The organism is Runella aurantiaca, assembly GCF_003339505.1.
Lineage (GTDB): Bacteria > Bacteroidota > Bacteroidia > Cytophagales > Spirosomataceae > Runella > Runella aurantiaca.
The window spans coordinates 12016-27645 of record NZ_QPIW01000042.1; the positions used below are offsets into that span (position 1 = coordinate 12016).

General features: G+C 48.7%; 15 protein-coding genes. 14 read left to right on the forward strand and 1 reads right to left on the reverse strand.

Going from position 1 to position 15630, the window contains the following annotated elements:
- Positions 1-24: 24 nt before the first annotated feature.
- The 7 genes from DVG78_RS28475 (at position 25) to DVG78_RS28505 (ending at position 6898) form a co-directional block, all read left to right on the forward strand.
- Positions 25-1839 carry a PEP-utilizing enzyme gene (locus DVG78_RS28475; RefSeq protein WP_114464415.1) on the forward strand — a complete coding sequence of 605 codons (1815 nt, stop codon included), beginning with the start codon at positions 25-27 and terminating at the stop codon, positions 1837-1839.
- Positions 1840-1964: 125 nt separating this feature from the next.
- Positions 1965-2552 (forward strand): HD domain-containing protein, encoded by a 588-nt coding sequence (locus tag DVG78_RS28480; RefSeq protein WP_114464416.1) that lies wholly within the window; start codon positions 1965-1967, stop codon positions 2550-2552.
- Between the two features lie 4 nt (positions 2553-2556).
- The gene (locus tag DVG78_RS28485) at positions 2557-3984 is read left to right on the forward strand and encodes an aldehyde dehydrogenase family protein (RefSeq protein ID WP_114464417.1); all 1428 of its coding nucleotides are present in this window, start codon (positions 2557-2559) and stop codon (positions 3982-3984) included.
- The gene (locus tag DVG78_RS28490; protein WP_114464418.1) at positions 3985-4584 is read left to right on the forward strand and encodes an HD domain-containing protein; all 600 of its coding nucleotides are present in this window, start codon (positions 3985-3987) and stop codon (positions 4582-4584) included. It begins immediately after the preceding gene.
- Entirely contained in the window at positions 4577-5317 is a 741-nt protein-coding gene (locus DVG78_RS28495) for an SDR family NAD(P)-dependent oxidoreductase (protein ID WP_114464419.1), read from the forward strand. Before DVG78_RS28490 ends, DVG78_RS28495 begins: the two co-directional genes overlap by 8 nt.
- Positions 5318-5381: 64 nt before the next feature.
- Positions 5382-5702: a 2Fe-2S iron-sulfur cluster-binding protein gene (locus DVG78_RS28500; RefSeq protein WP_114464420.1), complete on the forward strand. Its 321-nt coding sequence runs from the start codon at positions 5382-5384 to the stop codon at positions 5700-5702.
- Complete coding sequence (locus DVG78_RS28505; RefSeq protein WP_114464421.1) at positions 5699-6898, forward strand: NAD(P)/FAD-dependent oxidoreductase; 1200 nt, start codon at positions 5699-5701, stop codon at positions 6896-6898. Before DVG78_RS28500 ends, DVG78_RS28505 begins: the two co-directional genes overlap by 4 nt.
- Positions 6899-6931: 33 nt before the next feature.
- On the opposite strand, the gene DVG78_RS28510 is transcribed toward DVG78_RS28505, so the two are convergent.
- Positions 6932-7807 carry a helix-turn-helix domain-containing protein gene (locus DVG78_RS28510; protein WP_114464422.1) on the reverse strand — a complete coding sequence of 292 codons (876 nt, stop codon included), beginning with the start codon at positions 7805-7807 and terminating at the stop codon, positions 6932-6934.
- Between the two features lie 254 nt (positions 7808-8061).
- Between DVG78_RS28510 and pcaH the strand changes: the two genes are divergently transcribed.
- Genes pcaH through pcaF form a run of 7 tightly spaced genes read left to right on the forward strand, consistent with a single transcriptional unit; the run spans position 8062 to position 15615 of the window.
- Entirely contained in the window at positions 8062-8769 is a 708-nt protein-coding gene (gene pcaH, locus DVG78_RS28515) for a protocatechuate 3,4-dioxygenase subunit beta (RefSeq protein ID WP_114464423.1), read from the forward strand.
- A gap of 22 nt (positions 8770-8791) precedes the next feature.
- On the forward strand, positions 8792-9310 hold the full coding sequence (pcaG, locus tag DVG78_RS28520; protein ID WP_199563312.1) for a protocatechuate 3,4-dioxygenase subunit alpha: 519 nt from the start codon (positions 8792-8794) through the stop codon (positions 9308-9310).
- 11 nt (positions 9311-9321) lie between these two features.
- Positions 9322-10635: a 3-carboxy-cis,cis-muconate cycloisomerase gene (pcaB, locus tag DVG78_RS28525; RefSeq protein ID WP_114464424.1), complete on the forward strand. Its 1314-nt coding sequence runs from the start codon at positions 9322-9324 to the stop codon at positions 10633-10635.
- A 1-nt stretch (position 10636) separates the two neighbouring features.
- Entirely contained in the window at positions 10637-11776 is a 1140-nt protein-coding gene (pcaDC, locus tag DVG78_RS28530) for a bifunctional 3-oxoadipate enol-lactonase/4-carboxymuconolactone decarboxylase PcaDC (RefSeq protein WP_114464425.1), read from the forward strand.
- Positions 11777-11778: 2 nt separating this feature from the next.
- Positions 11779-12978 carry a 4-hydroxybenzoate 3-monooxygenase gene (locus tag DVG78_RS28535; RefSeq protein ID WP_114464426.1) on the forward strand — a complete coding sequence of 400 codons (1200 nt, stop codon included), beginning with the start codon at positions 11779-11781 and terminating at the stop codon, positions 12976-12978.
- 52 nt (positions 12979-13030) lie between these two features.
- Positions 13031-14377 (forward strand): 3-oxoacid CoA-transferase, encoded by a 1347-nt coding sequence (locus tag DVG78_RS28540; RefSeq protein ID WP_114464427.1) that lies wholly within the window; start codon positions 13031-13033, stop codon positions 14375-14377.
- Positions 14378-14406: 29 nt separating this feature from the next.
- Complete coding sequence (pcaF, locus tag DVG78_RS28545; RefSeq protein WP_114464428.1) at positions 14407-15615, forward strand: 3-oxoadipyl-CoA thiolase; 1209 nt, start codon at positions 14407-14409, stop codon at positions 15613-15615.
- Positions 15616-15630: the final 15 nt, after the last annotated feature.

Here is a 15630-nt window from a genome sequence, read left to right on the forward strand (position 1 = left end):
TTTAACCTTTAATCATTCGTAATTATGCCTTCTCAAAAATTCATCAGTCCTTACGACCACAAAGCGCCCGAAGGAGCCGAAGGTTGGAAGGAATTGTACCCCTACTACATGGTATTTCAGGATAACCTGAAACAAAACGAAGAAGCTAAATTTTTCTTTTGCGATTCGCAGCACTGGCCCAATGTGTTTAAGCCTTTTGATGCCATTACCGTCGAATTTGCCGTAAAATGCCTGAGTCAGTACAACACGCGCCAGTGGTTGATACCGCCCGCCAACGGAATTGACTTTAAAATTCACAACGGATATTGTTACATGAGCCCCGTGGGCGTAGCGCCCGAATTAATCGGTGACCGCGTGCCGCAATTTTTGGAACGCGCAGGGTATTATTTCATGAATTGGAATGATTTGCTCCAAAATTGGCATAAAAAAGTAAAGGGTGTTATTGATGAAATGGAAGCCGTAAAATTTGAGACGCTTCCAGAAGTGATTGATATGGAATGGGTTAAGGGTGGTGTTGGGCTTGACCCAACTTACTACCTGATTCAGAATTACGATAAAATGATTGATTTGTGTTACAAAACATGGATGTATCACTTCGAATTTCTGAACTTAGGCTACGCGGCTTACCTCGATTTTTTTGGTTTTTGTAAAGAAACTTTTCCAGGCATTCCTGATTTGTCGATTGCTAAAATGGTGCAGGGCGTGGAAGTAGATTTGTTCCGTCCCGACGAAGAATTGCGCAAATTAGCCAAATTGGCGCTTGAATTGGGCGTGGATGAGGTGGTCGCCAATCAAGAATTGACGGCGGCGTTGGAAGTGTTGAAAGCAACCGAAAACGGCCAAAAATGGCTGGATGCTTGGGAGTTGGCCAAATATCCGTGGTTTAATTTTACGACGGGTAACGGATTTTACTCGACCGATAAATACTGGATTGAGCACCTTGAGATTCCTTTTGGCTACATTCAAGATTATCTGAAACGTTTGCAAAAAGGCGAAATTATTGACCGTCCGACGGAGGCAATAGCCGCCGAAAGAGACCGAATCACGGAAGAATACCGTGACTCTATTGCCGACGAAGAAGGTCAAGCAGCTTTTGATGCCAAAATCGGCTTGGCGCGGGTGGTATTTCCGTACGTCGAAAACCACAATTTCTACATTGAACACTGGGCAATGTGCGTTTTCTGGCGCAAAATGCGCGAACTAAGCGCGGTGTTTGTGCAAGCAGGGTTTTTCAGCGATATCAACGATATGTTCTATTTCCGTCGCGAAGAAATTCACCAACTTCTGTTTGACTACGGTCGGGGTTGGGCCATGGGCGTGCCTTCCATCGGTCCCGATTATATTCCGACCGAAGTGGCGCGTCGTAAAAAAATCATTGATGCCCTTTCGACCGCCGCGCCTAAGCCCGCTTTCAATGAGCCGCCCGCCTTGGTGACCGAACCCTTCACGATTATGCTTTGGGGAATTACGTCCGAAAGTGTGCAGGGATGGTTGCAAAGTGGCGAAACCACCAATCACCTCAAAGGAATGGCGGCTTCGGCGGGCAAAGTGGAAGGCATTGCGCGGGTCATCAACAGCCCCGACGAACTGGGCCTTTTGGAGCAGGATGAAATCTTGGTGACGCGCGTAACGGCGCCGAGTTGGGCCCCTGTTTTTGGTAAAATCAAAGCCACCGTGACCGACATCGGCGGCATGATGTCGCACGCGGCCATCGTTTGTCGTGAGTACGCTCTCCCAGCCGTAACGGGTACAGGTTCCGCCACTACCACCATCAAAACGGGCGACAGAATCATGGTCAATGGGTCAACGGGAGAAGTAATCATCCTTGAAGCTGCCTGATTTTAATCTTTAATCTATTTTATAAGAATGTTGATTGTGAAGGTGTTAGGTGATAAAAGATGCGTCGTAATATCCGACACAGTTAACATTCTATTTTTACCGCTATTTCTTATCTTAACGTATTAATGAACAACTACGCACATATTCTCAAAGCGGCCGAAAAGTACATGCGGGTACGAAAAAACGACGTTCATATCCCGATTTCTTTTCACTACGCGATGAAACTGGCCGAAAGCTACCCAAACGCCGACCGCGAAGTGGTGGCGGCGGGAATCATTTTGCATGACATTGGCTGGTTTTCGATTGACGAAGATGATATTTTCAAAAAAGGCTTTCAGACCGAAAATTACCTTCAAAGCGACGTGCGGTATTTGCACGAATCGGAAGGCGTGCGGCTGTCGGCAGAAGTGCTGAGGCCCTTGGGTTATTCGGAAGACTTTATTAAAAAAGTGCAAACTATTATCGACGGTCACGACACGCGGGGGTTTGCGCGGTCGGCCGAAGATGAGATTGTGCGGGATGCCGATAAGCTGTGGCGGTTTACGGTCACGGGCGTGAGTATTGCCTCCGATTGGTTCAAACAGACCCCTAGTCAATACTGTGCGCGTTTGCTCACCGATGTGGTGCCGCAGTTGCACCTGCCCGAGTCGATTGAAATGGCGAAGACCGACTTGGTCGAAACCGAAAAAATGCTTTGTTGCGACGTAATCTAAACGAATGGAAAATTATATAAACGGGAAATGGGTAAAACCGCATTCGGCCCAATACGCCGATGTGCTCAATCCTAGCACAGGCGCTGTTATCGAAAGGTTTGCGTGCAGCAATCCTGAAGATGTCAATGAGGCACTGGAATCGGCAAAAGTGGCGTTTAAATCTTGGAAAAAGACGCCCGTTGCTCACCGGGCCAAGTTGCAGCACCAAGCCGCGCAATTGATGCGCCAACACGCCGACGAACTCGCCCGAACCATTGCCAACGAACTCGGCAGGCCGCTGGCGGGCTGCCTGACGGAAATCAGCCGCAGCGCCGATTTGTTTGATTTTTACGCCGAAGAAGGACTTCGCTTGAGAGGAGAAGTGCCATTGCATAACCTCGAAGGCGAAAAAGCGCTGATTGTGCGTGAGCCCGTTGGCGTGGTGGTGGCCATTACGCCGTTCAATTACCCGATTACGCTGCTGACCATGAAATTGGGCGCGGCGCTGATGGCGGGCTGTACGGTGGTGTCCAAACCCTCAGAAGATACGCCGCTTTCGACGCTGAAACTGGCCGAGATTTTTACCGAAGCAGGCTATCCCGAAGGGGTTTTTAATGTTATCACTGGCTACGGTTATGACATTGGAAATGCGCTCATTGAGCACTCAATAACGGCCAAAATCGCCTTTACGGGCGGTACGGGTACGGGGATGCGCATCGGGGCGTTGGCGGCGGCGCACAATAAACGCGCTACGCTTGAATTGGGCGGTCAGTCGCCGGCTATTGTGTGTGCCGATGCGGATTTGGCCGTGGCCACCCCCGCCATTGTGCGCCACGCTTTTGCCAACAGCGGTCAGTTTTGCTACCGCGTCAATCGTCTGTACGTGCATGAGTCCATTTATGCCGATTTTCTGGGTCAAATGGTAGCGTTGACCGAAAAACTAACCGTGGGGCATCCGTTTTCGGGCTGCGACATGGGGCCGATGGTGAATCAAAAAATTTACCAAAACAGTGAAAATCAGGTGCAAGACGCCTTGCAGAAAGGCGCACTTTTGAAAACAGGCGGCCACCGATTGACGGGTGAACAGTACGACAAAGGTTGGTTTTTTCCACCCACGATTTTGGCCGATACCAACCACTCTATGCACATCATGACCCAAGAAACCTTTGGGCCCGTGGTAGGTGTGATGCCTTTTCAGACCAACGAACAGGCCGTTGGATGGGCCAACGATTCGGATTTTGGATTGGCAGCTTATGTGTTTTCGGAACAACTCGGCACGGGACTGCGCATGGCAGAGTCGCTCGAAGCGGGCTCGGTTTGGATCAACAACATTCACCGTTCGTACCACGATGTGCCGTTTGGTGGGGTAAAACAAAGCGGAATCGGGCGTGAAAAAGGCCGCTACGGCATCGAGGCGTATACCGAATTAAAAACCATTTACCTGAATTACTAGATGTTGCGCCCTCAAGACATCCCGCTTTGGGAAGTAGCCAAAATCCATCTGAACGTTCGTAACAACGACGAACATACGCTGTTTGCGTACGTGCTGGTGACCCAATTGCTGGAAAAATACCCAGAAGCCAATCCAGATGTGGTGTTGCCAGCCATTCTTTTTCACGATACGGGCTGGTCTAAAATACCGAAAGACAAGATTTTACACGCGTTTGGCCCCAATAATAAATACCCCGAATTGACGCGTCAACATGAGTTGGAAAGTGTCGCAATTGCACAAAAAGAACTGCCCGTTTTAGGGTTTCATCAACCACAAATAAACGAAATCATCGCGCTCATTGACGGGCACGATACCACCAAACAGGCCCGCTCAGTCAACGATGCGGTGCACAAAGACGCTGATAAGCTCTGGCGGTATACGCCGCATGGCAACCGCATCATTGGCGAGTGGTTTGGCATTGGGCAGGCCGAAGTACTGGAGATTTTGGAAAATTTTGTATGGCCAACGTTCCTAACCGACGAAGGAAAAAGGCTTTCTGGTCTGCTGTTGGAGTTGGCAAAATTGGACTTGAACTTAAAAAAATACGTAGCCCATGTTTGAGCTAAAAGATAAAATAGTTGTCATTACGGGTGCGGCGGGTGGACTCGGTCGGGCCTTTGCGCAGGCCTTTGTTGCCCAAGGAGCCAAGGTCGTTGTTTGTGATAAAAACTACGCAGGAGCGCAAGAAACGGTACAAATGCTAGGTGGAATGGCCCTTGAAGTGGACGTAACCAGTGAGCAATCCGTGGAAAAAATGGCGAATGAAGTGCTGGCTACCTTTGGTAAAATTGACATTTTGGTCAACAACGCCGCCATCTATGCCACCATTCAACGTAAGCCTTTTTATGAACTGACGGAAGCCGAATGGGACTTGGTGCTTGACGTCAATTTGAAAGGCGTCTGGCTGGTGTCAAAAGCCGTTTGTCGGTCGATGCGCGCCAGTAAATACGGAAAAATTATCAACATTTCTTCGGCAACCGTTATGAGTGGGTCGCCCAATTGGTCGCATTACGTGGCCTCCAAGGGGGGCGTCATAGGCCTGACGCGCTCGATGGCCAAAGAACTGGGTGATTTCAACATCAACGTCAACGCCATTGCGCCCGGCTTTACACTCACCGAAGCCAGCTTGGGCCTGATGGAAAATGCCGCCAACTACGGGGTAGACCGAGGAGCCATCAAACGCCCGTCAACGATGGAAGACATTGTGGGCACGGCCCTCTATTTGGCTTCCTCTGCCGCTGATTTCGTAACGGGCCAAACCATCGTTGTAGACGGTGGTAAGCAGTTTATTTAGCCAACGGCCCTGTCCATAAAATATTCTTTAATGAAATTTATTTACCGTAACTATCTGTAATACAATGCCAAAAGTAATTTATATCGAAAACAACGGAACGGAGCACCAAGTGGATTTGCCGTTGGGGGCTACCTTGATGGAAGGCGCCGTTCAGAACGACATCAAAGGAATTGTGGCCGAATGTGGCGGCTCGTGCATGTGCGCCACCTGTCATATTTACGTGGATGAACAATTTATGGGGCTTTTGCCTGACATGGAAGAAGAAGAAAACGAAATGCTCGAAGGCGCGACCTCCGAGCGCATGTCCAACAGTCGTTTGGGGTGTCAAGTACGTATTTCCAACAAATTGGACGGGGTCATTGTCCGTATTCCTGAAAAACAATGAGTGCAAAAGTCGTCATCATCGGTGCCGGGCACGGGGGGTTGCAGGCGGCCGCGTCGTTGCGGGAAGAAGGATTTGAGGGGGAAATGGTGTTGATTTCGGAAGAAAATGACCTGCCCTACCAGAAACCGCCGCTGTCCAAAGGCTATTTGCAGGGAAAGCAGTCGGAAGAAGCCATTTTGTTTCGTTCCTCGCATTTTTTTCAAAACCACCAGATTGACCTTCGGTTGGGGGTCAATATCGCTCAACTCGATACGGTGGGGCAGTTGGTGATTACGAAAGAAGGTGAGACCATCGACTACACGCATTTGATTTTAGCGACGGGGGCCACCAACCGCAAATTGACGATGGAAGGAGCCGCCGACGTGCTTTACCTGCGTACCTTAGCCGATGCCAAAGCCATTGCGCACCGACTCGAAACGGCGCGTAAAGTCGCCATCATTGGCGGTGGGTTTATTGGCCTCGAATTGGCCGCGTTGGCGCAGGAGAAAGACAAAGAAGTGAGTGTTATTGAGGCGCAGTCGCGTTTGATGGAACGGGTGCTACCCGCGGTTATCTCTGATGTTTTCCAAAAAACACACGAGCAAAACGGGGTTCAAGTACACCTGAACACTCTGACAAAATCCATTGATAATCATTGTGTTATGTCCAAAGATGGTAAAAAGATTGAGGCCGATTTGATACTGGCGGGCATTGGGGTTATACCCGAAACATCGTTGGCGGAGGAGGCGGGAATTGCTTGTGAAAATGGCATTTTGGTAAACGAATTCCAACAAACTTCGGTCGCCAATATTTACGCCATCGGCGATTGTGCCAATCATTACAACGCTTTTGCCCAAAAAAGACTGCGGTTAGAATCGGTTCAGAATGCCGTTGACCAAGCCAAAACGGCCGTAAATCACGTATTGGGCAAAGCCCAACCTTACCATGCGGTGCCGTGGTTTTGGACCAATCAATACCATTTGAAACTCCAAATGGCGGGAATTTCGGCAGGATTTGACCGCTATGTACTGAGGGGCGATGTCGACGCCGACAAGTTTTCGGTCTATTATTTCCAAGAAAATCGGTTGATTGCCGTTGATTCGCTCAACCGTCCCGCCGACCACCTCAATGCGCGTAAATTATTGGCGGCCCAAATAAGTCCTACCGACGCACAAATCGGCGACTTGAATGTGAACCTGAATCAATTGTTGGGTTAAACTCGCAGGCTCATTATTTAGGGTAAAACCTGCTTAATTTTTTCTAAACTCGCTCGGAGCTACTCCTGTGTATTTTTTAAACAAACGCGTGAAATAGGCGGGGTCTTTGAAGTTTAGAAAGTAAGAAACCTCTGATATTGAGTAGGTTGTGTTGAGTAAATATTTTTTTGCTTCGTTGATTAAATATTCGTGTACCACTTGCAGGGCAGATTTTTGTACCAAATTTTGACAAATTCGATTGAGGTGAACGGCCGTAATGTTCAACTCTTTGGCGTACTGATTGATGGATTTTGACTCTTGCAACGACTGTTTGATGCTCTTCTGAAACCCCTGAAAATACTGCAACGTTCGATTGTCAGAAGTGGTCATGGGGCTGCTTTGGGTGAGGGCCTGTCGGTAAATCGTCAGGAATAATAATTGAAAAAGGGATTGCAAAACCGCCTGTTTTTCGGGGTTTTCTTCGAGTAATTCCTTCATAATCTCCGTTTTTAGGAATAAAATTCGGTTAAATGCCGAATCGTCATCGGCAAAAGATAGCTGTTTTAAGCGACTGATTTCGAGGCCGATTTTGGGGGAGTTTTTGAAAAGACTTTCTAAAAATGACTCCGAAAACGTAATGACCTCGCCCACAATTTCTGGCTGAAACATAAACCCATGCAACGTATTGGCGGGAATGGTAATCAGACAGGGGCTTGCAATCGCAAATTCTTTGTTTTCAGACCTCAAAACCCCACTTCCCAATTGAATGATAAATACCTGATACAAATCGGTATGCAGGTGCTCGTGAATTTCCCAATCATAGATTTTACTCCTGGTTTCCAATAATTCATGGTGGATAAAATTGGGCACCAACGGCGAGCGATTGTCGCCGTATAAACCTTTAAAATTGACAAGCCCTTTTGGATTCATGTTATGTTCTGAAAATGCAAGAATAAATATAGACTATTATCTTAGAAAATGCATCTTGTAAATGATATAAACTTGATAAAATGTTGTTTTTTAGATATTTGTAATGCAATTTCTCTTTTTGCCTAATAAAATTTGTTCGTATAAAATGTTTGTTTTATACAAGTAATATTTTAATTAATCCAAGAATTTATTTAACATGACCCATACCTTTGTTGGACTGAAAAAAGAAACTACCTCCTCAAAATTGTACTGCAATGAGCCAACTCATTTATAATACTTTCGATTATGAAGTCCAGCCGCCTCGGCTTGCTCCCGATTATAAATCGACCGTACTGCGTGCGCCTAGCAAGCCGTTAGTCGTCGTAAAACAGTCACTTTCGGAGTTGACAGGGCCTGTTTTCGGAGATTTTAACTTGGGCGAATTTGACCATGACCTGACCAAAAATTCCATTAAAAATGGCGAGCCGATGGGCGAACGCATCGTGGTGCATGGCAAAGTGATGAATGAAAACGGGCGGCCGATTCCTAATACATTGATTGAGATTTGGCAAGCCAACGCGGCGGGCCGGTACGTCCATAAAGTAGACCAACACGACGCACCGCTCGACCCTAATTTTCTGGGCGCGGGGCGGTGTATGACGGATTCGGAAGGAAACTATCGGTTTTATACCATCAAGCCTGGGGCGTATCCTTGGGGCAACCACCCCAACGCTTGGCGGCCCAACCACATCCATTTTTCGTTGTTTGGGGCCAATATCACCAACCGTTTGGTGACCCAAATGTACTTTCCCGGCGACCCGTTGTTGCAGTACGATCCCATTTTTCTGGGCGTGCCGCCCAAAGGACGTGAGTTGTTGATTTCAACTTTTGATTTGAGCATCACCGAGCCCAATTTTGCGCTGGGATACCGTTTCGACTTTGTTTTAAGGGGGCATCAGGCCACCCCGTTTGAAAATGTATAATGAATTTAACGCAACAATTGTCATGCTACAAACGCCTTCCCAAACCGTTGGGCCCTATTTCGCGTACGGACTCACGCCCGAACAATATTTATATGATTTTAAAAGCTTGTCCAATAATGAATTAGCCAAACCTCTCAACGAAGCCAACGTCGTTACCGTGGTGGGTAAAGTTTTTGATGGCAACGGCGACGTGATTCCCGATGCCATGATTGAGATTTGGGATACGCAGCACCAACGTTTTGGGCGCTTCGGCACGGGCACCGACCCGCAAAATCGGTTTATTTTTCATACATTTAAACCCACGTCGGTCGGTGGACAGGCGCCGCACCTGAGCGTGATAGTGTTTATGCGTGGGCAGCTAATCCACTCTTATACACGCATTTACTTTGAAGATGAGGAGGAACTTAACGCGCAAGACGAAATTTTAAACGCCGTTCCAGCCGACCGACGAAATACGCTCATCGCCTCCAAAAATGCGGCCGGTTATGAATTCAATATTTACATGCAGGGCGAAAACGAAACGGTATTTTTTGAGATTTAACCACCCCTAAGATGGGCTTATACAGCGAATTATTTTATTCGGACGACATCAATGAGCTCTTTTCGGAGAGGAATACCATTGGGCAAATGCTCCGTGTGGAGGCCGAATTAGCGCGGGCGCAGGAAGCGGCAGGGGTGATTCCTGCGGGAGTAGCCGACCTTATTGCACTATGTTGTCAGCCCGATTTGATGGATATGCCGCGCATTAAATCTGAAATAAAATTGGGGGGCAATGCCGCGATTCCGTTGGTGAAACAGTTGACCCGTATCGTAAAAAACAATGATGTAGAAGCCTCAAAATACGTACACTTAGGCGCTACTAGTCAGGATGTTGTGGATACGGCCACCGTTTTGCAAATGCAGGAATTTGGTCAATGGTTGGTGCAAAAATTAGAAGTACTCGTCCGTCATTTAGTAGAAAAAACCAGCAGTTATCGAAGTACGCCCATGATTGGCCGGACGCTGCTACAGCAGGCGCGACCGATTACGTTTGGCCTGAAAACGACGGGGTGGCTTGAGAGCATCGGCCGAACGCAGGAGCGCATTGACGAAGTCAAAAAACGTCTTTTGGTGTTTCAGTTGGCGGGTGCGGTAGGGAGTGGTAACGCGCAGATTTCGAGCGAGGTACAGCAACTTTTTGCCCAAAATTTAGGGCTAAAACCCGCGTTTTCGTGGCAGTCAAACCGCGACAATTTCGCCGAATGGGCGAGTGTGTTGGGGATTTTGACGGGCACGTTGGGTAAAATTGCTAAGGATGTGTCGCTGCTGATGCAAACCGAAGTGGGAGAGGTGTATGAAGGTGCGGCGGAAGGCAAAGGCGGGTCGAGTACCATGCCGCACAAACGCAACCCCGTCACCTGCGCGGCCATACTAGCCAATGCCGCTCGGATGCCGCACTTGGTGGCTACGGTGTTTTCGGCCATGCCGCAGGAGCACGAGCGTTCGGCTGGGTTGTGGCATTCAGAATGGGAAGTGTTGACCCAAATCATGACCCTGACGGCGGGCACTTTAGAACGAGCCATTGAGTTGCTGGAAGGATTGGAAGTGGATGAAAAGCGGATGTTGGCGAATCTAGAACTGACCCAAGGGTTGATTTATGCCGAAAATGTATCGTTGGCTTTGGCTCCTAAAATGGGTAAAAATCAGGCCCACGAATGGGTCGAAAAGGCCTGTAAAACCGCGATTGCGCAGCAAAAACATTTAAAAGAAGTGCTGCTAGAATTGAAAATAGACGTACCCTCAGTGGACGAACTGTTTAAACCCGAAAACGCGCTGGGGCTGAGTTTAGAAATGATTGATAAGGTATTGAAGAAATTTGGACGCTAAGATGAAAACCAACTATAAACTTCAGGGAACCCCCAACAGCCCCGTGTTGATTTTTTCTAACTCGCTGGGGTCAGAAATGATGATGTGGGATGAACTCGTTCCGCATCTCTTGCCCTACTTTCGGGTGTTGCAATACGACACCCGAGGCCACGGCGGCAGCCATGTAGAATCGTCCTCGGCCGAATCATACACCATTGGCCTATTGGGCCAAGACGTCATTGATTTGATGGACAGCCTCGGCATCGAAACCGCCTGTTACTGCGGGCTTTCTATGGGTGGATTGATTGGCCAATGGCTGGGGATTCATTACCCAAATCGTTTCAAAAAGATTGTTTTGAGCAATACGGGTGCTAAAATTGGGAATGATGAGCGTTGGAATTCCCGCATCGAAACCATCACCCAACAGGGAATGCAGGCCATTGTGGACGATACCATGGAGCGGTGGTTTACGGAATTGTTTCGGGAGCAAAATCCCCAACGCGTGGCCGAGACCAAAGCCATGTTTTTGCGTAGCCATGTGGCGGGATACGCCGCTTGTTGCGGTGCCATCCGTGATGCTGATTTTAGAGAAACATTGACGCAGCTATCGGTTGAAACACTGGTGATTACGGGTGATGAAGACCCCGTAACGAATGTTGAGCAGGCGGAGTTTTTGGCAAAGCGTATTCCTCATGCCACCTTGAAAGTGCTACACGCCCGGCACCTAGCGAGTACCGAATTGCCGCAGGAATACGCCCAAATACTCATTGATTTTCTGGTTGGCGACACGGCCTTTGAGAAGGGAATGCACGTTCGGCGGTCGGTATTGGGTGAAGCGCACGTTGACAAAGCAAACGCTAATATCAACCCATTTAATGCTGATTTTCAGTCTTTTATTACCAACTACGCTTGGGGTGAAATCTGGACACGCCCTGATTTGTCGAAGCATAACCGTAGTCTTATCACCTTGGCGATGTTGATTGCGCTCAACCGAAAAGCGGAATTTAAAATGCACGTTCGGGCGGCGTTTAACAACGGCGTGACGGTGGCTGAAATCAAAGAAATCATCATGCATTCGTCCCTTTACTGCGGCTTGCCAGCGGCCAATGAAGCCTTTCATACGGCGCAGGAAGTCATCAATGAACTAAACATAACTACCTAAAAATGAAAACAATAAAAACACAAGTTGGCATCATTGGAGCGGGGCCAGCTGGCTTGACCCTTGCCCATTGGCTCAAAAAACACGGAATTGAAGCGGTCATCATTGAGCACCGTAGCCGAGAATATATTCAAGGACGGGTGCGGGCGGGCCTTTTGGAACAAAATACGGTCGATATTCTTAAAAAATTGGGCTTGGCCGACCGCTTGGTAAAAGAAGGACAGGAGCACCACGGAGTCTATTTGAACTTTGATGGCAAGCGCGTAAGAGTGCCTTTTGGACAACTTACGGGCGGACGCAACATCACGATTTATGGTCAGCAGGAAGTCGTCAAAGACCTGACGGAGGCTTGGTTGGCACAGAGTGGTCAATTGTTGTTTGAAGCCCCTGCTCTTGAACTGGAAGGCATCGAAACCGACAGCCCCAAAATACATTTTGAACACAACGGTGAAAAAGGAATTGTTGAATGCGACTTCATTGCCGCCTGCGACGGTTTTCACGGTTTGGGTCGTAAATCAATGCCCAAAGACGCCTATAAAGAATATTCGGTCACGTATCCGTTCAGTTGGCTGGGGATTTTGGCCCACGTGGCGCCCTCTTCCGAAGAACTGATTTATGCCTATCATGAGCGCGGATTTGCGTTGCATAGTTTGCGTTCAGAAAAAGTAAGTCGATTGTACATCCAAGTGGAAAACGACGACCACGTTGATAACTGGTCGGATGAGCAAATTTGGGAAGAGCTTTCGGTGCGTTTGGGTACCGAAGGTTGGAAGCTGAATTCTGGGCCGATTTTTGAAAGAAGTATTACGCCCATGCGCAGTTATTTCATTGATAATATGCAACATGGGCGTTTGTTTTTGGCGGGTGACGCCGCCCATATTGTGCCTCCTACGGGCGGAAAAGGACTCAATCTGGCCGTGGCGGATGTAAAACATTTGGTGGATGGATTTAGAGATTTCTACGAAAAAGCATCGATGCAAGTGCTGGATAATTATTCGACCATTGCCCTGAAACGCATTTGGCGCGCGCAAGATTTCTCCAATTTTATGACCACCCTTTTTCACAAACAATACGAACACGGGTCGTTTCATTATCAATTGCAAAAGGCAAAATTTGATTATATCCAACTGTCGGAAGCGTACGCAACGACCATCGCCGAAAACTACGTGGGCCTACCTTTTGAGTCCTTTGATGCGTTGGATTAGTGTTTTTTTATTGATTTTTACCCATTCTTTTTGAATACTTTATTAATCAAAAATGAAAGAAGTTCCAATTATAGATGTAGCGACCGCCGCCCAAATGGTCAAAGACGGCGACACAATTTTGCAGGGTGGCTTCGGCATGACTGGAAATCCCGTTCACCTCATGCACGCCTTGGCCGAAACGGGCACTAAAAACCTCACTTTTATCGGTAACAACGTGGGAGAAGTGGGCATTGGCGGGGGGCGTTTGCTCCAAAATGGGCAGATTAAAAAGATGATTGGCTCGTTTTTTACGTCCAATCCCGACGCCGTCAAAGCCGCCCAAAGCGGTCAGGTCGCGTATGAATTGTTGCCACAGGGCACGTTGGCCGAGGCCATTCGGGCGGGTGGTGCGGGTATCGGAGGTTTTTACACGCCCACGTCGGCGGGGACGCTCATTGCACAAGGCCGTGAAACCAAAATCATTGACGGAGCCGAGCAGGTATTCATCAAAGGAATTCGGGGAAATGTGGCCTTTATTCGGGCGTGGCGGGCTGATACAGCGGGCAATTTACAGTACCGCATGACCGAACAAAACTTTAACAAAGCCATGGCCACGGCCGCCGATTTGGTCATTGCCGAAGTCGAAGAAATTGTACCCGTGGGAGAAATTGCCCCTGAGCACGTGCATACCCAGGGCTGTTTTGTCAATTATCTGGTACAGGCCACGTTGACCTTGGAAGATTTGGGTTCGTCGGCGTCGGTTTCGTCTTCCAAAAAAGTGGATGAAAGCCGCATGAATATGGCCAAACGGGCGTTGGCGGAGCTAAAAAAAGGCGATGTTGTTAATCTTGGCATCGGCATTCCTACCCTCGTGGCCGATTTGATTACGGAAGAGCACGGCATTATTTTGCACACTGAAAACGGAATGTTGGGGGTAGGCCCCGTGCCTACGGATGGGGGCGGTGCCATGAATTACCCCGTAAATGCGGGTAAAATTCCCGTGACGGCACTCAAAGGAAGCAGTTATTTCGACAGTGCCGATTCCTTTGCCATGATTCGCGGCCGACACATCGATGCCGCCATTATGGGCGGTTTGGAAGTAGATGAAGCGGCCAACTTAGCCAACTGGGCCGTGCCCGGAAAGCCGCTCTTGGGCGTGGGCGGGGCGATGGATTTGGCCAAAGGTGCCAAACGACTCATCATCACCATGACGCACACCAATCCCGATGGCTCGTCCAAGATTGTTCCTGCCTGTACGTTGCCGTTGACGGCTTCGGGCGTGGTAGATTTGGTGATTACCGATCTGGCCGTGTTTGCTTTTCCAGAAAATAAATTGACGCTTATCGAACTGATGCCCGGCGCGACGTTGGATGAAGTAAAAGCCAAAACAAGTGCTTCCTTTGTGGAGCAACTTGCCTGAAATTGAATTCATTCTATTGAATATATACCATGAAACAAGCCTATATCATTGATGCCGTCCGGACGCCAATCGGGGGTTTTGGCGGCAGTTTGTCCAACGTCCGCGCGGATGACTTGGCGGCTATTCCAATTCGGGAACTCATCAAACGTACGCCTTCAATTCCGTTGGATGCCATCGAAGATGTGATTTTGGGCTGTCATAATCAGGCGGGAGAAGACAACCGTAACGTAGCGCGGATGGCGCTGCTGTTGGCGGGTTTGCCGTATACCGTGCCGGGCGAAACCGTCAATCGGTTGTGCTCTTCAGGGATGTCGGCGGTTATTCACGCCAACCGCGCCATCAAAGCCGACGACGGCGATGTATTTATCGCGGGTGGCATGGAGCACATGACGCGCGGTCCGTGGGTGATTTCAAAAACGTCCAAACCTTTCGGAAACGACGCCCAAATGTTTGATTCTAGCTTCGGATGGCGATTTATTAATCCCCAGATGCAGAAACTTTACGGCACCGATGCCATGGGCGTAACGGCTGAAAACCTCGCCGACATGTACCAAATCAGTCGCGAAGACCAAGACTTATTTGCGTACAATTCGCAGAAAAAAGCCTTTGCGGCCCAGCAAAGCGGAATTTTAAATGAAGAAATTGTGGCGGTAGAATGGGCCGACAAAAAAGGAAATGTGACGGTTTTTGACAAAGATGAATTTATCAAAGGAAACTCAACCCTTGAAAAATTAGCCCAACTGAAACCCGCATTCAAGAAGGAAAACGGAACCGTGACCGCAGGTAACTCGTCGGGACTCAACGACGGGGCGGCGGCCATGTTTATTGCTTCAGAAGAGGCAATAAAGCGTTTTGATTTAACGCCTAAGGCGCGTATTGTCAGCTCGGCGGTGGTAGGCGTTGAGCCGCGTATTATGGGCATCGGCCCGCTGCCAGCTTCGCAAAAAGCCCTTCAAAAGGCGGGCTTAACCCTTGCCGAAATGGACGTGATTGAGTTTAACGAAGCTTTTGCGGCCCAGTGTCTGGCCGTTACACGGAATCTAGGACTCGCCGACGATGACCCCAGAATCAACCCCAACGGCGGAGCCATTGCGTTGGGTCACCCGCTGGGTATGTCGGGTACGCGTATTATCCAAGCGGCAGTTAATCAATTGATAAGAACCCAAAAACGTTACGCGCTCGTGTCGATGTGCGTAGGCGTAGGCATGGGCTACGCCGTGATAGTAGAGCGAGTATAATTTTAACGTCGGTGA